This is a genomic window from Maribrevibacterium harenarium, assembly GCF_006385675.1.
In the GTDB taxonomy this organism is placed as follows: Bacteria; Pseudomonadota; Gammaproteobacteria; order Pseudomonadales; family Marinomonadaceae; genus Marinomonas; species Marinomonas harenarium.
On record NZ_VFRR01000023.1, the window covers coordinates 24,213 to 45,038 of the forward strand.

Annotated in this window: 19 protein-coding genes; 7 read left to right on the forward strand and 12 right to left on the reverse strand. The window is 48.3% G+C overall.

The window, feature by feature from the left end; translation table 11 throughout:
- Positions 1-55: 55 nt before the first annotated feature.
- From pgi to dksA, 8 genes are all read right to left on the reverse strand, one after another.
- Positions 56-1,702 carry a glucose-6-phosphate isomerase gene (gene pgi / locus FJM67_RS11590; protein WP_140589466.1) on the reverse strand — a complete coding sequence of 549 codons (1,647 nt, stop codon included), beginning with the start codon at positions 1,700-1,702 and terminating at the stop codon, positions 56-58.
- Between the two features lie 30 nt (positions 1,703-1,732).
- On the reverse strand, positions 1,733-2,584 hold the full coding sequence (gene panC / locus FJM67_RS11595) for a pantoate--beta-alanine ligase (protein WP_140589469.1): 852 nt from the start codon (positions 2,582-2,584) through the stop codon (positions 1,733-1,735).
- Positions 2,581-3,408, reverse strand: a complete 828-nt coding sequence (panB, locus tag FJM67_RS11600; protein WP_140589471.1) for a 3-methyl-2-oxobutanoate hydroxymethyltransferase — start codon at positions 3,406-3,408, stop codon at positions 2,581-2,583. The genes panC and panB overlap by 4 nt, the downstream gene beginning before the upstream one ends.
- A 5-nt stretch (positions 3,409-3,413) precedes the next feature.
- Positions 3,414-3,899, reverse strand: coding sequence for a 2-amino-4-hydroxy-6-hydroxymethyldihydropteridine diphosphokinase (gene folK, locus FJM67_RS11605; RefSeq protein ID WP_140589473.1), 486 nt, complete (start codon positions 3,897-3,899; stop codon positions 3,414-3,416).
- 2 nt (positions 3,900-3,901) lie between these two features.
- Positions 3,902-5,323 carry a polynucleotide adenylyltransferase PcnB gene (gene pcnB, locus FJM67_RS11610; protein WP_140589475.1) on the reverse strand — a complete coding sequence of 474 codons (1,422 nt, stop codon included), beginning with the start codon at positions 5,321-5,323 and terminating at the stop codon, positions 3,902-3,904.
- Positions 5,324-5,847: 524 nt separating this feature from the next.
- Complete coding sequence (locus tag FJM67_RS11615; protein ID WP_328591931.1) at positions 5,848-7,260, reverse strand: sigma-54-dependent transcriptional regulator; 1,413 nt, start codon at positions 7,258-7,260, stop codon at positions 5,848-5,850.
- Positions 7,261-7,321: 61 nt separating this feature from the next.
- Positions 7,322-8,209: a tRNA glutamyl-Q(34) synthetase GluQRS gene (gluQRS, locus tag FJM67_RS11620; protein WP_140589477.1), complete on the reverse strand. Its 888-nt coding sequence runs from the start codon at positions 8,207-8,209 to the stop codon at positions 7,322-7,324.
- Positions 8,209-8,643 carry an RNA polymerase-binding protein DksA gene (dksA, locus tag FJM67_RS11625; protein WP_140589478.1) on the reverse strand — a complete coding sequence of 145 codons (435 nt, stop codon included), beginning with the start codon at positions 8,641-8,643 and terminating at the stop codon, positions 8,209-8,211. The genes gluQRS and dksA overlap by 1 nt, the downstream gene beginning before the upstream one ends.
- A 157-nt stretch (positions 8,644-8,800) precedes the next feature.
- Here dksA and FJM67_RS11630 point away from each other — a divergent pair, with 157 nt between their 5' ends.
- On the forward strand, positions 8,801-9,973 hold the full coding sequence (locus tag FJM67_RS11630) for an aminotransferase class I/II-fold pyridoxal phosphate-dependent enzyme (RefSeq protein ID WP_140589480.1): 1,173 nt from the start codon (positions 8,801-8,803) through the stop codon (positions 9,971-9,973).
- Positions 9,974-9,986: 13 nt separating this feature from the next.
- Here the strand turns inward: FJM67_RS11630 and FJM67_RS11635 are convergent, their stop codons facing one another.
- Positions 9,987-11,831: a sulfatase-like hydrolase/transferase gene (locus FJM67_RS11635; protein ID WP_140589482.1), complete on the reverse strand. Its 1,845-nt coding sequence runs from the start codon at positions 11,829-11,831 to the stop codon at positions 9,987-9,989.
- A gap of 87 nt (positions 11,832-11,918) precedes the next feature.
- Here FJM67_RS11635 and FJM67_RS11640 point away from each other — a divergent pair, with 87 nt between their 5' ends.
- Entirely contained in the window at positions 11,919-12,350 is a 432-nt protein-coding gene (locus tag FJM67_RS11640; protein ID WP_140589484.1) for an RDD family protein, read from the forward strand.
- On the opposite strand, the gene lptG is transcribed toward FJM67_RS11640, so the two are convergent.
- A complete protein-coding gene (gene lptG, locus FJM67_RS11645) occupies positions 12,347-13,417 on the reverse strand; it encodes an LPS export ABC transporter permease LptG (protein ID WP_140589485.1) in 1,071 nt (356 codons plus the stop codon). The two genes, FJM67_RS11640 and lptG, sit on opposite strands and share 4 nt — an antisense overlap.
- Positions 13,401-14,519 (reverse strand): LPS export ABC transporter permease LptF, encoded by a 1,119-nt coding sequence (gene lptF / locus FJM67_RS11650; protein ID WP_140589487.1) that lies wholly within the window; start codon positions 14,517-14,519, stop codon positions 13,401-13,403. The genes lptG and lptF overlap by 17 nt, the downstream gene beginning before the upstream one ends.
- Positions 14,520-14,640: 121 nt before the next feature.
- Between lptF and FJM67_RS11655 the strand changes: the two genes are divergently transcribed.
- The 4 genes from FJM67_RS11655 to FJM67_RS11670 all read left to right on the forward strand — a co-directional run bounded on the left by FJM67_RS11655 (position 14,641) and on the right by FJM67_RS11670 (position 19,702).
- Entirely contained in the window at positions 14,641-16,092 is a 1,452-nt protein-coding gene (locus FJM67_RS11655) for a leucyl aminopeptidase (RefSeq protein ID WP_140589489.1), read from the forward strand.
- Between the two features lie 87 nt (positions 16,093-16,179).
- Positions 16,180-16,548 carry a hypothetical protein gene (locus tag FJM67_RS11660; protein WP_140589490.1) on the forward strand — a complete coding sequence of 123 codons (369 nt, stop codon included), beginning with the start codon at positions 16,180-16,182 and terminating at the stop codon, positions 16,546-16,548.
- Between the two features lie 96 nt (positions 16,549-16,644).
- Positions 16,645-19,428 (forward strand): valine--tRNA ligase, encoded by a 2,784-nt coding sequence (locus FJM67_RS11665; RefSeq protein WP_140589492.1) that lies wholly within the window; start codon positions 16,645-16,647, stop codon positions 19,426-19,428.
- Between the two features lie 58 nt (positions 19,429-19,486).
- Complete coding sequence (locus FJM67_RS11670) at positions 19,487-19,702, forward strand: cold-shock protein (RefSeq protein WP_140589494.1); 216 nt, start codon at positions 19,487-19,489, stop codon at positions 19,700-19,702.
- A 42-nt stretch (positions 19,703-19,744) separates the two neighbouring features.
- Here the strand turns inward: FJM67_RS11670 and FJM67_RS11675 are convergent, their stop codons facing one another.
- A complete protein-coding gene (locus FJM67_RS11675; protein ID WP_140589495.1) occupies positions 19,745-20,161 on the reverse strand; it encodes a CBS domain-containing protein in 417 nt (138 codons plus the stop codon).
- 67 nt (positions 20,162-20,228) lie between these two features.
- On the opposite strand from FJM67_RS11675, the gene tadA reads away from it, so the two are divergent.
- The gene (gene tadA / locus FJM67_RS11680; protein WP_219845968.1) at positions 20,229-20,741 is read left to right on the forward strand and encodes a tRNA adenosine(34) deaminase TadA; all 513 of its coding nucleotides are present in this window, start codon (positions 20,229-20,231) and stop codon (positions 20,739-20,741) included.
- Positions 20,742-20,826 lie beyond the last annotated feature (85 nt).

The following is a 20,826-nucleotide window of genomic DNA, read 5'->3' on the forward strand; positions in this document are numbered from 1 at the left end:
TTGGTGAAAGAATCAGCGACTACGTCAACAATGTAGTCGCTGACACTATTTGATACTAGCTATTCGCCTGCTTAAACGCCGCAATCGCCGCTTGTGTGGAAGCATCCAGCTCTTGGTTATCCGTATCGGCCACCAAACGATTATAGATATCTGTCCCCAACACTTTGCCCAGTTCTACGCCCCATTGGTCAAAGGAGTTAACGCCCCAGATAGTGCCTTGCACAAAGGTGCGGTGCTCATACAACGCAATCAGAGAGCCTACGGTGAATGGGGTCAGTTTGTCTGTCAGTAACAAGTTGCTCGGGCGATTGCCTTTGATCACCTTATGAGGGGCAATGGCTTTCACTTGCTCCTCACTGGCACCCGCTTGGCGTAGTTCCGTTTCGGCTTGTTCCAATGTTTTGCCAACCATTAGTGCTTGTGCCTGACTTAGGCAGTTGGCAAATAGCTGGGCATGGTGGTCCGCCACCGGATTGTGGGTGGTGAGTGGTGCAATAAAGTCCACTGGGATAAGGCGTGTGCCTTGATGCAATAGCTGGTGGTAAGCGTGCTGACCGTTAGTACCGGCACCACCCCAAATTACTGGGCCAGTGTCAGTTTCGACACCACTACCATCCACTAGGTTGGCTTTACCATTACTTTCCATATCCAATTGCTGAATATGCGCTGGCATGGCCCGTAAAAAGTGGTCGTAAGGAATCAATGCATGGGTTTGAGCATTGTGAAAGTTGCTATACCAAACACCAAGCGCTCCCATAATCACAGGTAGGTTGTGCTCAAAGGGCGTGTTTTTAAAGTGCTCATCCATGGCATAAGCGCCATCCAATAGCTCGTAGAAGCGCTCCATGCCGACGGCAACGGCGATAGGGAGGCCAATCGCTGACCATAGAGAATAACGTCCGCCAACCCAGTCCCACATAGGGAAGATATTTTCTTCCGCCATGCCAAACTTCACCGCTTTTTCGACATTGGAGCTGACGGCAGCAAAGTGCTTTTTAATATCGCTTTCCGGTACGCCTTGGTCGATACACCATGCCCGGGCTGCATTGGCATTGTACAGGGTTTCCAATGTGCCAAATGACTTGGAGGAAACAATAAACACGGTGGTTTCGGCGTTAAGTAATTTCAGTTTTTCACTGATGTCTGAGCCATCAATATTGGCGACAAAGTGTACTTTGATATCATCCCGTTTGTAGGGGGTAAGTGCCTCAGCAACCACTTTGGGGCCGAGATAAGAGCCACCAATTCCAATTGAGACCACATCGGTGATTTTTTTATCCGTGTAACCACGCCATTCACCGTTGTGTAGTTGGGTAACAAACGTTTCCATCTGCGCGAGTGTGCTGCGTACTTCGTCGAGTACATTAACACCGTCCACAATCAGAGATTGTTGGGCTTTGGCTGCCCGTAGCGCCACATGCAGTACCGGGCGGTCTTCCGTGTTATTAATGTGTTCACCGTTAAACATGTTCGCAATCGCCGCTTCCATGCCGGACTCCCGTACAAGCTGCGTCAACAATGACAGGGTGGCATCATTGGCGCGGTTCTTAGAGTAGTCCAGCGTCCAGCCTCCGGCATTTGCTTGGTAGCGCTTAGCGCGCTCGGGGTCTTGGGTAAATAAAGACTGGATAGTGACATCGGCCATATCGGCTTGGTGCGAGCGTAACGCTGTCCAAGCGGGGTGATGCGTAGGTGAACTCATTACAATCTCCTTGGTACGTTGAAAAGAAAGTTAAGGCAGTTCGAGCGTGATGTTATCAATCAGTCGTGCTTTGCCTAAAAATGCAGCGGCCAAAATGACCAAGCGTTTCTCTTCCTCTGTCGGTGTTTGTAAATTATGTTGTGCGCGAATTTCAAAATAATCACGACGGAAACCAGCCGCTTCAAGCTTCTGTTGAGCCTGTTCACGGAGCTGATCGTGATCAGCGCAACCTTGCATGAGTTCCTGTTTGGCCCACACAAGGGTTTGGTATAGAGCAGGGGCAACGGCCAATTCTTCCGGGGTTAGGTAACCGTTACGGGAGCTAAGCGCTAGCCCTTGCTCATTACGGGCAATATCCGCACCAATGATTTCGACATTGGAGCTTAAGTCCCGGGTCATATTTTCGATGACTTTCAATTGTTGGTAATCTTTGTTACCAAAAATCGCGACATCGGGTTGAACGATATTAAATAGTTTAGTCACCACCGTGGCGACCCCAACAAAGTGCCCTGGGCGGGAAGCGCCACAAAGAATGTCGGAAAGGCCAGTTACTTCGATTTGGGTTTGACTGCGTTTGCCATCTGGGTACATTTCCCGTGCATCTGGCGCAAACAGAAAGTCACAACCGTCTGCTTCTAAATGGCGTTGATCTTCTGCTAGTGTGCGCGGGTAGCGTTCCAAATCTTCATTAGCGGAGAACTGCATGGGGTTTACAAAAATAGAGGAAACCACCACATCGCCAAGCTCTTTAGCCTTGCGGATCAGTTGCAAGTGGCCGTCATGCAAATTGCCCATGGTCGGTACGAAAGCAATACGTTTGTCTTGTAGGCGCAGGGTCTTTAGCGCTTGACGTAGTTCGGCGACGGTATGAAAGGTTTTCATGAATTGAATCCATGTTCAGGGGCTGGGAAAGTTTGGGATTTCACTTCGCTAACATAAGCCTCGAAGGCTTCTTGAATGCTGCGACCATCGGTTAAAAAGTTTTTTACGAAACGTGGTCGGCGTCCTAGGTTGGCACCCAGCATATCGTGCATCACTAGTACTTGTCCGTCAGTATGTGGGCCAGCGCCAATACCAATAGTGGGTACCGGAACGGCTTCTGTCAGGCTTTTGGCTAGTGTTGTTGGGATGCATTCATACAACAAAATATCCGCGCCAGCGGCCACTAATGCCAGCGATTCTTGCATGATCAAATCTGCAGCTGCTTGATCTTTGCCCTGCAATTTGTAACCACCTAGTTTATGCACCGCTTGAGGAGTTAGGCCAAGATGGGCGCAAACCGGAATGCCGCGTTCACTAAGTAGTTGTACCGTATCGCACAGCCAAGCACCGCCTTCAAGCTTCACCATCTGGGCTCCAGCTTGCATAAGCTTCGCCGCATTATCTAGGGCTAGTTCTGGTTTGCTGTAACTCATAAAGGGCATGTCCGCCAAAATGAAGGCGTTACTGTTACCTTTTTTCACTGCTGCTACGTGGTAACACATATCATCGATGGAAACCGGTAAGGTGCTATCTTGTCCCTGAATGACCATGCCGAGGGAGTCACCTACTAGAATGGTTTCTACTCCGGCCGCATTCATCACATGGGTGAATGTGGCGTCATAGGCCGTGAGGCAGGTAAACTTTTCTTGCTCGGACTTCATCTCCTGTAAGCGAGATAAGGTTACAGGACGAGCCAACTTTTTCGCTGAAGTGTCTGCGTACATAGTAGTTATTCTGTGGCTATGGACACCAGATCAGAGGTGTCGAGTTGCTGTAGATGCTCGGCAACGGTTTTGCCATTGCTTAGGAGCAGCTCGGGAGCGATGTCGAGTAAAGGTCGGATCACGAAGCCTCTCTCGAGCATAAAGGCGTGTGGTACCGTTAACCGCTCGCTTGCAATGATATCATCATTAAACAAAAGAATATCCAGATCCAGTGTGCGTGGCCCCCAATGGCGTTCCCGTACGCGGCGATGGTCTTGTTCAATCGCTTGTAATAAATCTAAGGTCTCTTCCGCAGATAGCATAGTGGCAAAGCGCGCTACAGCATTCACGAAGTCGGGCTGATCTTGTGGGCCTACCGGCTTACTGCGGTACAAGGCTGAGACTTCCAGTTGTTGTATTTCCGGATGTTGGGCCAAGAAAGTTAAGGCGGTTTGTAACTGCTGTACAGGCGTGTCTAAGTTGCTGCCAAGACCGATATATACCAAGTTCATACTTAATCTTCCTGTTGTCGACGCACCGTGTTGCTCTTTCTGCGGTGCCGTGGTCGGCGGCGTTTCTTTGCGTCCCCCGGCTCCTTGCTGGCAGTGACTTTATCTATCAGCTGACGCTGTTGATTTTCTGGTGCATGTTGGAATGATTCCCACCAGCTACCAAGACCGTCAAGGGCTTCACCACTTTCCTCACGAATCAGGAGGAAGTCAAAAGCGGCACGAAAGCGTGGGTGACTAAGTAGGATAAATGGGCGTTTGCCATGACGCTTCGGTAGGCGTAGTTGTAAGTCCCAAATTTCCCGCATTGGGGTAGAGAATCTTCTTGGGATCGAGGTCGAAGCAATTTGATTATCCAACACCATGGTGGCAGCGTGATGCAGAGCAGGAGTCGTTGGCATGCCTTGTTGTTCAAATTCGCTTTGACGCAGCAGCACGCTTGGCCAAAGCATGAACGCATAGAGAAAATACGGAGCGGTTGATTTGCCGCTCTGGATTCGCTCATCGGTGTTTTCTAGGCCGCGCAGAATAAAGCGTTCTGCTGAAAATTGGCCTTGTTTCCATTCTCGGTCAAGCAACGCATCTGCATCCGGGAATAAATACTTAAATAGACCAAACTCTCGCAAGAGGGTGAAGGTGCGCACACCATTACCGCTGCTGAGGAGCTTCAGCACTTCCTCGAACAAACGTGCAGGTGGAATGTGGTCGAGCAAATGGGCCATTTCCTTAATCGGCGCTTTGGTTTGTTCTTCAATCTCGAAGTTCAATTTTGCGGCAAAACGAATCGCCCGTAGCATTCGAACAGGGTCTTCTTGGTAGCGCGCACGTGGGTCGCCAATAATGCGAATTTGGCGCTGCTCAATATCTTTTAAACCGCCGCAATAGTCATGGATAGCGAAGTCTTTGACGTTGTAGTAGAGCGCATTAAAAGTAAAATCTCGGCGTATCGCATCTTCATCAATAGTACCGTAGACGTTGTCCCGCAATATGATGCCATGGGCAGAGCGGGCGGTATCTTTATCTTTTAATGACTTGGGAGCGGTTGGCGCGCTATCAGCTTGATTGGCTCGGAAGGTGGATACTTCGATAATTTCTCGACCATAGGTCACATGTACCAACTTGAAACGCCGTCCAATTAAGCGGGAATTGGCAAAGATGTCATGCACTTCTTCCGGTGTGGCATTGGTAACCACATCGAAATCTTTGGGTTCAATACCAATCAGGTGGTCACGAATGCAGCCACCTACCAAGTAGCTTTCGTACCCCGCTTCCTGTAGGCGATAAAGCACCTTCAAGGCGTTTGGGCTAATGTTTTTTCGGGATAAGGTGTGTTTATCTCGAGGAACCACAATAGGGTATTGGGGCTGTGTTTTCGTACCGAGTAAGGAAACGGTTTTACGAACCAAAGACTTAATTCCTGTCAACATTCTGGGAGGTTTTCACTCATTAATGACTGTGCAGGTATTTTACACGTGAATCAGGGATTTAACAGGATAAACAGGGTATTTAAGAGGGGATATATGAACTAGGTGAGAAAGAAAATAATCGCTTTGGATACATTGAAGATATTAGTTCCGAAAACAAAGTGGGTGCTGCTTCTGCAGTTCTACTCACATCTTATTTTTATTTTTGCTATGTTTTCATTGCCTTATCCAAGGCCGGTATATCTAGAAAGATCAATTATCCAAAGCGATTTTTCATCCATAGCTCCGCGTTTTATTTTTATTGTCCGGAGCTATGGTGTTCCTTGGTGTTGTTTTTATTCTAGGAACGTTACGATGATTAACTTATTGTTATTTTTGTCAATCTTCTTATCGTTGTGCCATGTATAAGGCATTTGTTGTGCCAAAAAGTGCAACTTAATGAAATATAAGGATTTTAAAGAAAATCTGTGCACTTTTTTTACGATTTTAGTGTGTCTATATGGGTATTTTGGTAGCAAGTGTTACCATCAATTTGTTACCTTTCTTGGGATGCCAAGTTTTTGGCGTCGTTCCCAGAGGTTTTTGCGAGAGATGCCCAGTGATTGGGCGAGTTGGGTTTCGGTAAGCTTGTTTTGGTGCGCCAGCACGTATTGTACGAAATAGTCATCGAGGGCATTCCCTGTATTGGGGTGGCTCGTCGCTTCGGTTGCTGGTGTGCTGTCCATGGGAGTTTTTTGGGTCAGACGCGCTAATTTCAAGTTGTCTGGGTCGAGTTTGTGGTCTGGGCTTAAGATAACAGCCCGTTCAATGGCGTTTTCAAGTTCTCGTACGTTACCAGGCCATGAATGGGAGCGAATCGCTTGATCAAAGCGTTTACTGTAATTGGGGATGGGCTTGCTGTGTTTTTGGCATGCTTTGACTAGCAGTGTTTGAGCAATGATAGAGATATCGTCGCCACGCTCTCTAAGGGGAGGTAGCACCAGTTCCATCACATAGAGTCGGTAGTATAAGTCTTCCCGAAATAGTCCCTGGGCAACCATGTGACGCAAATCTCTGTGGGTGGCAGTGACGAGTCGAATATCTACTTTGGTGGAGGTGACAGCGCCAACGCGGCGAATCTCGCCTTCTTGCAATACCCGTAATAAGCGTGCTTGTGCCTCTAAAGGCAATTCACCAATTTCGTCCAGAAATAAAGTGCCTTTGTCGGCGGCAAAAATAAGGCCGTCCCGAGCGGATACGGCTCCGGTAAAAGCGCCTTTTTCATGACCAAAAAGCTCTGATTCAATTAGGTTTTCCGGTATCGCAGCACAGTTAACGCTAATAAGGGCATTGTTTTTGCGTGAAGATAGATTGTGTAATGCTTTGGCGACCAGCTCTTTACCGGTACCGGATTCGCCATGTATCAGCACGGTGGCGTTAGTGCAGGCTACTTTCTCCAGTTCGCGAAACATCTCTTGCATGACAGGGCTTTCGCCAATAATGCCGCTTTCAGGAGAGCCCAGTCGGGCGCCTTGTCCTTTTAGCTGCGAAAATAATTGTATGTCTTCACTGGTATTATGTGGTGTGGTGGTTAGGGAGGCAGTAGTTCTTTCGTTCTGGTCGATAGCGTTAACGACTTGTTCCAACAAGGTGTGGCCATCGGTCGGTAGCGGTAAGTAGTAGCGCGCTCCGTTCGCCATATACTCCACCGCACTGGTCAAGCTAGGGCGCTGATCTAGGATTAAAAACGAGGTGGAGCCAATGTGCTGACGCAGCTCCAACGGTGATAGTTCGCTGCTGGCGTTATCCAGCAGAATCAGGTCAAAGTCCGTTAGCTCGTAGTACTTTTGTGCTTGTTCGAGGCTGGTGCTGTGGTTGAGATGGAAGCCATTTCTGGTCAGGCTGCGCTCCAGCTCTTTGAGCGGTGATTGCTCCGAGCAAATCATCATTATGTGGTACACGTCTGTCACCTCCAGTAACTGTTGTTACCATTGTAAACAGATATTTATTTGGGGTGTTAGTTCAAAATACTAGTGATGCAAGGTCTGGTGGCGATAATTCAATTTTATCTGGGGCAAGCCGCTGTGGAGACCATTGGGGGATGGCCGCGTCTAGGATCCCTTTGGCAGAGTGTGCGGCTTCGTCTACGTTGATCTTTAGATAAGCCAACGCTTTGCGCAGCACCCGAAGATCAGCCATGGGGATCGGCTTGGCATGATTTTGCTTGCTAAGCTTGCGTCCATCGCTACCCATGATTAAGGGGAGGTGGGTCATGGTTGGTGCTTGCCAACCTAGCAGTTGATAGAGATGTAGCTGCTGTGCTGTCGTATCTATCAAGTCTGCACCACGCACGATATGAGTAACGCCCTGTAGATGGTCATCGACTACTACCGCCAGCTGGTACGAGAAGTAACCATCCTTACGTTTTAATACGGGATCGTTAGCTGGTTCTGCTAAAGATAGATAGAGATTTCCTTGAATAGCATCGTGTAGATGGAAGGTGTTGGCAGGGCACGCTAGACGCCAAGAATGGGGTAGTCTGGTATGGCTATCGCAACGTGTGGGGTGCAAGCCCGCTTGAGTTTGCAGTTGTGCCCTAGTGCAGTTGCAAGGGTAGAGCTGATCAAGCTCATGTAGGCGTTCCAGCTGCTGCTGGTAAAGGTTTAAGCGATCAGACTGAAATACTGGAGGAAGATCAGATTCCAACCCGTAACTTGCCAAGGTTTGTAAAATATGGCTGGCGTGTTCCGGCTGACAGCGAGTGCCATCAATATCTTCAATACGTACTAGCCATTGGCCATGGTGTTGGCGAGAATCAAGGTAGCTTGCTAGTGCGGTGACTAACGAGCCAAAGTGCAAAGGGCCGGTTGGCGAAGGCGCAAACCGGCCTATGTAGCTAGAGGCTGACATTAACCGCCGATTTGTTTCTCTTTTAGTTCGGCTAGCGTTTTGCAATCGATACAAAGGGTAGCGGTTGGACGAGCTTCCAAACGACGGATACCGATTTCAATGCCGCACTCATCACAGAAACCGTAGTCGTCATTATCAATACGATCGATGGTCTGAGAGATCTTCTTAACCAGTTTGCGTTCACGGTCACGGGCGCGCAGCTCGAGGCTGAACTCTTCTTCCTGACTGGCACGATCGTTAGGATCCGCATAGTTAACCGCTTCTTCTTGCAAATGATGAACGGTACGGTCAACCTCTTCCATTAGGTTTTGTTTCCAGTTGCTCAAAATACTGCGAAAATGCGCCAACTGTTTCTCGTTCATGTACTCTTCACCGTCCGCCGCAACGTAAGGGGTGAAGTTATTCATCAATGATTCAGGGTTCGTTTTTGGCATAGCATTGCCTCACTTCACAGGTGTTCCTTGTGGTAACCTGCACTGATTGCCTTAGGGTTAAATTTTCGGGCGGGAAAGTTATCAGATAATCGGTCAGTGCTCCACTATTTTTTCTATTTAAACGCGCGCTGACTTTCATCATAGAGATAGAGGAAATATGAGTTCAGATAAGCTGGCGCAACGTGTAGCGCAAATTGCTCCTTTTCAGGTGATGGCAGTATTAGCAAGGGCAAAAGAGCTGCAAGCACTAGGGAAGGATGTGATTCATCTAGAAATCGGGGAGCCAGATTTTACGGCACCGGAACCCGTCGCAGAGGCAGGAATGCAGGCGATTGTAGCCGGTCATACCGGCTATACCGCTGCTCAAGGCTTGCCAGCCTTGCGAGCTAAAATCAGTGATTACTACCAAAAACGTTACCGAGTTAATGTGGCGCCGGAGCGAATTTTTATTACCCCGGGCGCTTCTGGTGCCTTGCTATTATTGAGTTCTTTAATGGTTGATGCGGGGCATGAAGTCTTGATGCCGGATCCAAGTTACCCCTGTAATCGCCACTTTCTCGCCCAAGTAGGAGCCAAAGCTCGGCTGCTACAAGGGAGCCAGAATGCTCCATTTGTGTTGGACTTGGAAACGTTAGTTAAGCACTGGGGGCCTCAAACTCAGGGAGTATGGTTGGCCTCACCGGCGAATCCAACCGGAAGTGTATTACCCCGTGATTATATTGAACAAGCGTGGGGTGTGGTGGAGTCCCTTGGGGGACATCTGTTGGTGGATGAGATTTATCAAGGACTTGTATACGAGGGGGAAGATTTTACCGCCCTTGGTATCAGTGACGAAATCTTTGTAGTGAATAGCTTTTCCAAGTTTTTTGCTATGACAGGGTGGCGTTTGGGTTGGTTAGTGTTGCCGGAGTGGGCCATTGAGGGGACGACGAAACTGGCGCAAAACCTGTTTATCTCAGCTCCTACAGTGGCGCAGTATGCGGCGCTGCGAGCCCTTGACGATGATGTGCTGGAGATTTGCGAGCAGCGTCGTCAAAGTCTAGCGCGTCGTCGGGAAGTATTGGTGAATGGCCTAAAAGGCTTAGGTTTACCAATAGCCTCGCCAGCACAAGGGGCATTCTATGTTTATGTAGATATTTCTGCATATACCGATGACGCAATGCAATGGTGTTTGCAGCTATTAGAAGAGGAGTTTGTTGCGTTGACTCCGGGAGCTGATTTTGGCCACCACGATGCCCACAAGTATGTGCGGTTTGCCTATACCTGTGATGAGGCACGTTTAGATCAAGCGCTAGTGAGGATTGCGCGCTTTATCGGTAAGACTGAATAAAGCGCGCTTTGACTTAATCTGCATAGAAGCGAGTGATGTCTTTTAATACCTCAAGACTGGTTGCGGCCGGCATGGTTTTGTCGGTCGGGTTGAGGTTCGGGTCAGAGACTTCATAATTGCCGGTTGGGTACGTGGTAATAATCCTATCTTGCATTACGACCCCGTAATTAAAGTAGCTGTGTACCAGTGCCCACTGATGTGACACTTCATCAAATAGTGATCTGCCAGTGCTGTACTCAGCCATTGGCGTCGCTATGCCCAACCCTTCATGCATAATTGTTGGCACTAGGTCGTAGTGGGTGGTGCGATGGGTAAAGGTTTGTTGCGCTTTGCCCGGCCATAAAATAAGTAGGGGTACGTGGATTTGATGTTCGGTAAAGTTGCTCCCGTGCCCCCAGTAGTTTTTTCCTGTTTCGTTAAACTCTTCACCATGGTCTGAGGTGATGACTACGATGGTGTTATCGAGCTGGTTAGTCTGTTCTAGGTGCCTTATCACTCGTTCTATTTGAGTGTCAACGTAGCGCAATGCAGTTCGGTAGCGGTTCTTGTAAGGTGCTGGGTCGAAATCCGGCCCCAGTGCCACATGATCTACCCGTTCCCAGTAAGGCTCGAATTTGGGCGCAAAGTCCGGTGGTGGCGCATAACCATGGGCAGCATCATAGAATAAAAAGCTAAAGAAGGGTTTTTCGGCCCCAGCAGAGAAGCGAATAAAGTCGTCAGTAATTTGCTTGTCCCGCTCGTAAGGTGTGTTCCCCGGCGTATCTTTACGTAGGTCTGTTACCGAGCTAAACACATTACGGTGAAAAGTAGGGTTGATTAAGGTGCTAGAGCCATAAATACCAAGTTGGTAGTTGTTTTCCTGTAGGGTGCGAATGAATACCGCTGGGCGCTGTAAGGCGGTAAAACTATCCCAGTAAGTTGGCGGTAGCGCGTAAAACAGGCTAAATACTCCGCCCTTTGTCACATTACCTCCGCTAATATGGTCTTGGAACCATTGTGCATTTTGGCGTTGTGTCAGACTGTAGGTAAACGGCGTGGTGGTTGGATCAAGGTTGTCACCGCGCCAGGCATCGACAGCAAGAAAAACAATATTAGGCGCTGCGTCTGTCGTGATTGGGTAGCCGTGGTCTGGGTAGTTAAGGCTATTGGATGCCGCAACCGTCAGGTTTGGAGTTTGCACCACGGTACGCGGATCAATCCAGCCTTGCCGTGTCAAAAAGTCGACTGCAGTAGCTGGTTGGTAGAGCGGCAAGTGACGAGTCATCGCACGTATTTCGGCATTACCGTGGGCGTCGTACCAAATATGGAGCGCGTTAGCACTAACAAAACAGGCCAACACGATACTAGTGTATAGCCAGCGACTACCGCGCCAGCGATTCTGTAACGTGGTGCGTATCGCCCACCATAAAGCGAGACCGTTGACAGTTAAGATAGCGCCAACTTTTAGGGTGGTAATGAAAATAGTGTACCAAGATAGATCAATGACTTGGCTGGCACCCTCTCCAAATACTAAACTCCAAACGAAAGCGCCAAGGTGGAAGCGGTATAAGCTGTAGACCTCTGTGTCCACATAGAGTAGTAGTAGGCCAGTGCCACTGATGAGCCAAGCAGCAATACTCGCTAGCCAGAGTTGTTTCACAAGCCAGGTTATCAGCACGTTTAGCAGAGTAAATAGCAGGCAAAGTAGTCCGATTTGTCCAATAAACGCAGCAGTTAAATAGGTGTGCCCAAGCCCTGAATAGGTCTGAATGTAAGGCAGGTATTGTAGTGCAAGTAACAAGGCGATTGCGGTAAAGGCTAAGCCATGCAGCATACTAGCTTTGGCCCACTGCCAACGGCTGATTGATATTGGTCTCATTTTGGCGTGTTTCTATCGATACTGTTTGAATTTCATTTTATTGGCGGCATTATACCCGACTCTAACCCATTTCATCTGGAATAGACTGTGGAAGAACGCAAAGTAAATTTATGGCGTCGCTTAGCGGCGGGCTTTTATGATTCATTGCTGCTGATTGCGATGTATTTTTTGGTGGGCTGGCTAATGGTGATGCTAAACGATGGTGAAGCGGTAGAAGGGCCTTGGCTATTCTGGTTGTTGCTGTTGGTAGCAGAGATATTTTTTGCCAAATTTTGGTGTAACCCAGGGCAAACCTTGGGCATGCAGGTATGGAAATTTCGTGTGGAGCAGTTGGATGGGCGTCCGCTAACGTTTCGTCAAGCTACCGCCCGTTTGCTGTTTTCATTGGTGTCTTGGGGATGCTTAGGCTTGGGTTTTCTTTGGGCGTTATTCGACAAAGAGCAGCGTACTTGGCATGACATTTGGTCACAAACCCGTTTGGTATACATCGACCATAAAAAGAACGCAAAAGCCGGCTAGCTTTTGCGTCTGATAAGAATTAAACCAATCGCAAAGCATACCAAAATTGGGATCATTACTCCCATGAATGGTGGGATGCTTGTGAGTAGCGACATGCGCCCAAATAGCGACAACCCGTTTTGAAATGCTACTCCGATAATAACGCCGGAGAAAATGCGCCCCCCCATAGAAGAAGAGCGTAACGGCCCAAACACCGTGGACATGGCAACAATTACTAGGGCGATGGAGGATAATGGTCGCAGCAGCTTCGTCCAGAGCTCTAGGCTGTATGGGCCGTCATTTAGCCCTTCACTAGTCAGGTAGCTGGCATACTCGTACAACTCCGTTAAAGAAAGGTTGGCTGGTTCCTGTGTCGATAGGTAAAGATGGCGCGGCTGTAGCGTTGCTTGCCAGTTTTGCTCCGGCCGTGTTTCTATCATGACCTTATCTGGTGTGAATATTGTTTTGCGGACGCCTTCTAAGCGCCACTCATCATTTCCTAAATAGACGGCTTTGTCTGCGTCGATAATGGCATTCAGCTTTACGTCATCCCGGTCAAAAATTCGCAGGCCATAAAGAACTTGATTCGCATCCGCAGCATTGATGTAGACATAGTTACCGTTGACTTTTACCCATGTACCTCCCTGGAGAGAGAAGTCGTCTACGCGGCGTTGTTCCGACTGTTGCAGAATCAAAGCTTTTTGATCAGCAACGGGAGAAACATATTGAGAAATACCGAGCCCTGCTAATGCGAGCACTAAGATTGGCTGGCAGGCGGAAATGCCGATGCGCCAGATGGGAGTACCGGCTGCGCGAATTACCGTAATTTCGGAAGTGGTTGCAAGTGCTCCCAAACCTACCAACGTGCCAATTAGGCAAGATACGGGTAGGTATTCAGCAAATTTACTGGGCATGCCGTAGCCCAGTACCAGCAACAGGGAGGAGGTGGTAAAGCGCTCATTAACCTTTTGAATTTGATCAATAAAGGTGATGATGAAATCCAATCCGAGTAAGGTGAGCATGACAAATAGCACAGACCAAAGTACGGTCATGCCAACATATCGGTCGATTTTACTTAGTAGCACCATTCACTCCTTGATTTTTGGGTAGCTTGGCGGTTCGTCGACGGAATACTTGGTTAAATCCTAAGAACAGGTAAGCGGCGATGACTGCGAACAAGGCATGTGCCCACCACAAGCCGTACTTAATGGGGATCTGCTGCTTCTCAATGGCAGTTTTTCCCCAGATGAGCAGTCCCAAGTAGCCAATCATGAGTAGAATGGCTGGTAACATTTTGAAGAACCTTCCTTGCCTAGGGTTTACTTGGCTCAGAGATAAGCCAATGATGGCAAGGATAGGGATCATCACCACCAAGGCAATGCGCCAATGCAGCTCGGCTTGATATTTTGGAACATCACTCTGCAAGAGAAACAAAGTGGGCATTGCGAACGCAGCGTTTATAGTTGCTGTTGGCTGTTCTTCAAGGCGGATTGCATAGGTATCAAACTGCATCACTTGATATTCCCGGCTCCCCGGAGTGCCTTGATAGCGAGTCCCTTGCTTGAGCACTAAGTAGTTCGCTCCTTGTCTGCTCTCGATACGAACCTGTTCGCCATAGGTGGCTAGCGTATGAGTGGGAATGCGTTGGTCACCCCTGATTGTATAGTCAGAAACAAAAATATCTCGCATCCACCCTTCTGAGCTTAAACCATCAATGTAAGTGGTTTGTTGGCCGCTTCCTTGGAAACGTCCCGGCTGGATAAAGTCAAATACGGTTAAAGTGTCTTGCTCTTTGTAGGCTTCTTCCACCTTGTATTCTGCGGTTGGTGATAGCCAAAAGTTAATAAAGGCAGACAGTAAGGTCACAAATAGGCTGATACCTAGAGTGTAGCGGGCGAGTTTGAGTTTACTGATGCCGCTGGCGAATAATATGGACATCTCGTTTTCTATATATAAACGTCCATAGGCCAGTAGCAATGATAGAAAAAATGCGAGCGGCAGAATCATCTGAATAAAACTTGGAATGTGTAAACCAAGAATCAGAAACAAGAACTCGAAGGTCATCTTACCCTCGGTAGCTCGCCCCAGATAATTTACAATTCGTCCGCTTAAAATGACGAGAAGTAAGATAAGTGTTACCGCAGTGGTTGACACCAACACTTCTTTCGCCAAGTATCTGAATAATTTCAAAAGTAACCTCTAGTGATAATGCGCAACAGTGTTAGCGGCAGCGCTCTAATCCATTGCCGTTATTATCTCGTGATCGATAGCGTCTTATCCAGCATTTTAACGTGATTAAACAAGGTTTGTTATGAAGACTCAGTTGGTAAAAAGTATTCAATCTGCTCAAGCAGATTTATTGGCGGTGTTTGTATCTAGCGAAGGTGAGCTCGCCCAGTCCTGTGCTTGGTTAGATGAATCGTTGCAGGGGCAAGTTAGTCAGCTGGTTGCCTCTAAAGTGTTTAAAGCGAGTGTTGGTGACACGTTATTGCTGCCGATGACCTCGTTAGAGAAAGCTGTGTTACTAGTTGGGATTGGTAACGAAGCACTATCCGATGCTAAAGCCAAAAAAGCCATCGCTGCGTTAACGTCGCAATTAAAAGCATTACCTTACGAAACCGCTGCTGTGGCTTTGTCTGACCTAACAGTTAAAGAGCGGGATGCTGCTAATACGCTTTCCTTGGCGGCTCAGTGGATCAATGAAGGCTTTTACGAATTTATCGGCTTTAAACAAAGTGACGATAAGAAGCAAATCGCGCTAGAGACACTGTTACTCACGGGTGAAGATGAGCAGGCGTTGGCTGTTGGCTTAGCGGCTGCAAAAGGTGCTTGCTTCGCGCGCCAGCTTGGTAACTTGCCGGGGAACGTTTGTACGCCAAATTACCTTGCCTCTAAAGCGCAAGATTTGGGCGAAGAATATGGCTTGGAAATCGAGTTGCTGGACGAAACCAAAATGGACGAGCTGGGAATGCACAGCTTGTTGTCTGTTGGTCGTGGTAGCGACCAGCCAAGCTACCTGATCGTAATGCACTATCGCGGCGCTGGTGAGGATGTGCCACCACAAGTGTTGCTTGGTAAAGGTATTACCTTTGATACCGGTGGTATCTCATTGAAGCCGGGTCTAAAAATGGATGAAATGAAATACGACATGTGCGGTGCTGCCAGCGTGTTTGGAACCATGATGGCAATCGGTGAACTTAAGCCCAAACTTAATTTCACTGCGGTAATCGCGGCAGCTGAAAATATGCCAAGTGGTCGAGCGACTAAGCCCGGTGACATTGTACGTACTATGTCTGGAAAAACCGTAGAAATCCTTAATACCGACGCGGAAGGTCGCTTGGTACTATGTGATGCGTTAACTTATATTGAACGGTTCAATCCTGCTGCTGTAGTGGATATTGCCACCCTGACTGGCGCCTGTGTCGTCGCCCTAGGTAGTGTTAACTCTGGTATGTACGCCAACAATGATGAGGTAGCGACAGCCCTTAAAGAAGCGAGTCGTGTGGCAGCAGATAAACTCTGGCAAATGCCATTGGATGAAGAATATCAGCAGCAACTTGATAGTAACTTTGCAGATATCGCCAATATAGGTGGACCAGAAGCTGGTTCGGTAACGGCAGCATGCTTCCTATCACGCTTCACTGAAAGCTACCCTTGGGCTCATTTGGATATTGCCGGTACGGCTTGGGCTGGCGGTGCGGCAAAAGGTGCTTCCGGTCGCCCCGTCGGTTTGCTAACTCGCTATTTGCTAGCTAAAGTCTGATAGCTATTTAACAAGACGTACGTGTCGCTCCGTGATGCGTACGTTTTCAATGTTTGCTAACTAATGCTGTGACGCTGATTGTTCGTTATGACTGATACTTACTTCGATATCGATGACCTTGAGTTAGAACCCGATGAAGGGGTTCTTGCAGCGGCTTTGCGCAATAAAGACGATATTCCCATCCTAATGGATGTTGTTAGTGCCAAAGTAACTACCCATGTTAGTCAAGCTGACTACTTGGCCCAGTCCCTGAAAGAAGGGGCGCAAAGCGAAGAAGAGCCAGCCGAGGCGATGTTGAGCCCTGTGTCTCCCGTTGTAGATGAAATCGAGCAGACGTCAACATCTTTAGCCGTTACTCAAGAACAAATATCTCAGGCCATAAGTGCCGTGCTACAACGTCAACTGCCGCAACTGGTGGCAGAAGTCATGACTGAGCTAGACAAGCAGCAACAATAAAGAACGGAACAGTTCGGCTTTCGTGCATCTGGTGGGCAGGCTATAATTCCCACACTTTTACCTATTCATGCCAACAAAGAGCGTTAAGACACCATAATGGATAAGACTTACCAACCCCATAGTATTGAGCAACCAATTTACCAACGCTGGGAAGAGAGCAATTGCTTTGCCCCTCAAGGCAATGGCACCCCATTCTCCATTATGATTCCACCGCCAAACGTCACCGGCAGCTTGCACATGGGGCACGCGTTTCAGCACAGCTTAATGGATGCCATGATTCGTCGCGCCCGTATGCAAGGCAAACGCACCCTATGGCAACCAGGTAGCGACCATGCTGGTATTGCTACTCAAATGGTAGTGGAGCGCCAATTAGCCGCTCAGAACCTAACTCGTGTTGGTTTAGGCCGTGAGAAATTTCTCGAAAAAGTTTGGGAGTGGAAAGCTCAATCTGGCGGCACCATTTCTGATCAAATGCGCGTTTTAGGCGACTCGGTAGATTGGAGCAAAGAGCGCTTCACTATGGACCCAGGTATGTCGGCCGCAGTTCAGGAAGTCTTTGTACGCCTGTATGACGAAGGCATTATCTACCGTGGTCAGCGCCTAGTTAACTGGGACCCGAAACTACATACGGCGATTTCTGACCTAGAAGTGTTGTCAGAAGAAGAAAATGGCTTTATGTGGCACTTCCGCTACCCGCTCGCCGATGGTGTCACAACAGCGGATGGCAAAGATTACATCGTAGTGGCGACAACTCGCCCTGAAACCATGTTGGGTGACTCTGCGGTGGCTGTAGCACCGGATGATGAGCGCTACGCGGAGTTGGTTGGTAAAGAGATTATCCTACCCTTGGTCGGACGTCGTATTCCGATAATTGCGGACGAATACGTTGATAAAGAGTTTGGCACCGGTTGTGTGAAGATTACACCAGCACACGATTTCAACGACTATGAAATGGGTAAGCGTCATAACTTACCGATGATCAATATCTTCACGGATGATGCGGCTATTAATGATGAGGCGCCGGAAAAATACCGTGGCCTTGATCGTTTCGATGCGCGTAAAGTGATCGTGAAGGATTTTGAAGATTTAGGTCTGTTGGAAAAAGTCGTTGATCATAAGCTAAAAGTCCCTCGTAGCGAGCGGGGCAACACGGTGGTTGAGCCTTACCTAACCAATCAATGGTACGTGGCGGTTGAGTCCCTAGCGAAACCTGCCATCGAAGCGGTAGAAAACGGTGACATCCAATTTGTGCCAAAGCAGTGGGAGAATACCTACTTTGCTTGGATGCGTGATCTGCAAGACTGGTGTATTTCCCGTCAACTTTGGTGGGGCCATCAAATCCCTGCTTGGTATGACAACTCAGGCAACTTCTATGTTGGTCAGAGTGAAGAAGATGTGCGCCAGAAATATAATTTGGCTGCAGATCTAGAGCTTGTTCAAGATGAAGACGTCCTAGATACCTGGTTCTCTTCTGCACTATGGACTTTTGCTACCCAAGGTTGGCCGGAGCAAACCGAAGATCTAGAGTTATTTGGCGAGTCAGATGTGCTTGTAACTGGCTTTGACATTATTTTCTTCTGGGTTGCCCGGATGATTATGATGACGTTGAAGTTCACCAACAAGGTTCCGTTCAAAACCGTTTATATCACCGGCCTAATCCGTGATGAACGGGGCGACAAAATGTCTAAGTCGAAAGGCAACGTTATCGATCCGCTGGATTTGATAAACGGTATCGACCTTGAATCGCTCGTTGCCAAACGTACCTACGGCATGATGCAACCCCGTCTAGCAGAGAAAGTCGAAAAGAATACCCGTGAAACCTACCCAGAGGGTATGCCTGCTTACGGCACAGACGCGTTGCGCTTTACCCTATGTTCCTTGGCCTCAGGCGGACGCGACATCAAGTTCGATCTTAATCGTCTAGAAGGTTACCGCAACTTCTGTAATAAGATTTGGAACGCTGCCCGTTACGTGTTGATGAATACCGAGGGGCAAGACTGCGCGCAAAATGGTGGTGAGGTGGAGCTATCGCTGGCAGACAAGTGGATTATTTCCCGTTTGCAGCACGCCGAAGAAGCGGTCAATAAAGCCTACGAGACGCACCGATTCGACCTAGCTGCTCAAGCCGTGTATGAGTTTATGTGGCACGAATACTGTGACTGGTATCTAGAGCTTTCTAAACCTGTGTTGTGGGACGAAAACGCAACACCTGCTCAGCTAGCCGGTACTCGCCGCACTTTGGTTCGTGTATTGGAAGCATTCTTGCGCCTTGCACACCCAATGATGCCGTTTATTACCGAAGAGATTTGGCAGCGCGTGGCGCCATTGGCCGGAGTTACGGGTGATACGGTAATGACTCAAGCTTTCCCTGAATCCGAAGCGGATAAAATCAACCTGACAGCTGAAGCTGACGTCGAGTGGTTGAAAGGCGTGATTGAAGGTATTCGTAACATTCGTGGAGAAATGAATATCGCCCCTTCTAAGCCGCTGGAGATTTTCTTGCGCAATGGTTCTGATCAAGACCAAGCACGCTTGGAAGATAACCTAACCTTCTTACAAAAACTGGCTAAACTGGAGTCAGTAACTTGGTTGGAAGCAGGGGCCGAGGCGCCAATGTCAGCCACTGCGTTAGTGGGTGAAATGGAAGTGCTGGTGCCGATGGCGGGCTTAATTGACAAGGACGCAGAGCTAGCTCGTTTGCAAAAAGAAATTGATAAAGCGAGCAAAGATTTAGAGCGCATCCTTGGCAAGTTGGGCAATGAGTCTTTTGTTGCGAAAGCCCCAGCAGCCGTGGTGGAAAAAGAACAAGCGAAATGTGAAGAGTTGAAATCGATTGTGGCGAAGTTGGAGGAGCAGAAAGCTGCTATCGCCAGCCTGTAGCCTAACAAACGGCGGCTGGGTGACTGCCTAGCCGCCGTATAATAAGAAGAGGCGCGTAATGTCCGAAAGATTGTATGGCAAAGTGAAGTGGTTCAATGACTCGAAGGGAGTAGGTTTCATCAAGCGTGATGGATATCCCGACGTGTTTGTGCACTATAAATCCATTCAGGCGCAAGGACACAAGACACTGCGCAAAGGCCAAAATGTGAGCTTTGAACTTCATCAAACTGAGTTCGGAGTTCAAGCTGCCAATGTGCATTTGGAAATAGAATAGCAAGCCTCCTATGGTCATAGGGGCTTGCGGCTTAGAGAGTGATTATTGTTGTAGCTGTCGGTGTGCTAGCTTCACAAAATCGATCGGAGTGATGATGCCGACTAGTTTGTCATTTTCGACAACAGGCAGGCTGCCGTATTTATTCTCGATGAAAAACTCGGCTGCGGTATCCAGTGCTAGGCCTACGTCAATGGTCAAAATGTCTTTATTCATCGCATTACGCACCGGCGTTTGCTCTTCTTTTTTAGCAAGCTGCTGCGTACCGAATTGACTTACTAAGTAGAAAGCATGTTTCAGGTATTCCCGCTGAGTAAGCATGCCGATACATTTGCCCTCATCATCGACAACGGGCAAGTTGCGAATATTCTTTTCCGACATGAGTTTTTTGGCCATGGCCAACGAGTCTGTTTCCTTTAAGGTGATCAAATTCGTTACCATCAAATCAGACACAGTTTGCACGCTCGGTACTCCATTGTTGTGATCAGCTGCCAGTGTAGGCTAAATAAAAAAAAGAGTGCAACTTATCTTGACTGAGAAAGATCAAAATACTGACGAGCATTGGATGCAGGAAGCTTTGCTAGAGGCAGCAAAAGCAGAAGCGTTAAGCGAGATTCCAGTAGGTGCGATAGTGGTATTGGATGGAGAGATCGTTGGTCGCGGCTATAACTGCCCGATTTCCAGTGTGGATCCTACCGCTCATGCGGAAATCCAAGCACTGCGAGATGCCGCAAGTAGGGTAGGTAACTATCGTTTGCCCGGCGCTACGCTTTATGTGACTTTAGAGCCTTGTTCCATGTGTGCAGGAGCGATTGTTCACTCCCGTGTGGAGCGGGTGGTGTTTGCCGCAATCGAACCCAAGAGTGGAGTAGTGGAGAGCCAAGGTCGCTTTTTCGATGCTCCTTTTCTTAATCATAAAGTGCAATGTTGTGGCGGTGTTCTTCAAGAGGCGGCCAGTCAACAGATCAGTCAATTTTTTCAGTACCGCCGAGAGCAGAAAAAGCGTCTAAAACGTTTATCTTCCCCTTCCCGTGAAGAATAAATGCGAAGAAAGCCTTCTCTAAACTGGCTTACAAATACCCCAATGATTTAAAATAGCGGCCAAATTTCCCCCAACTACCACATGA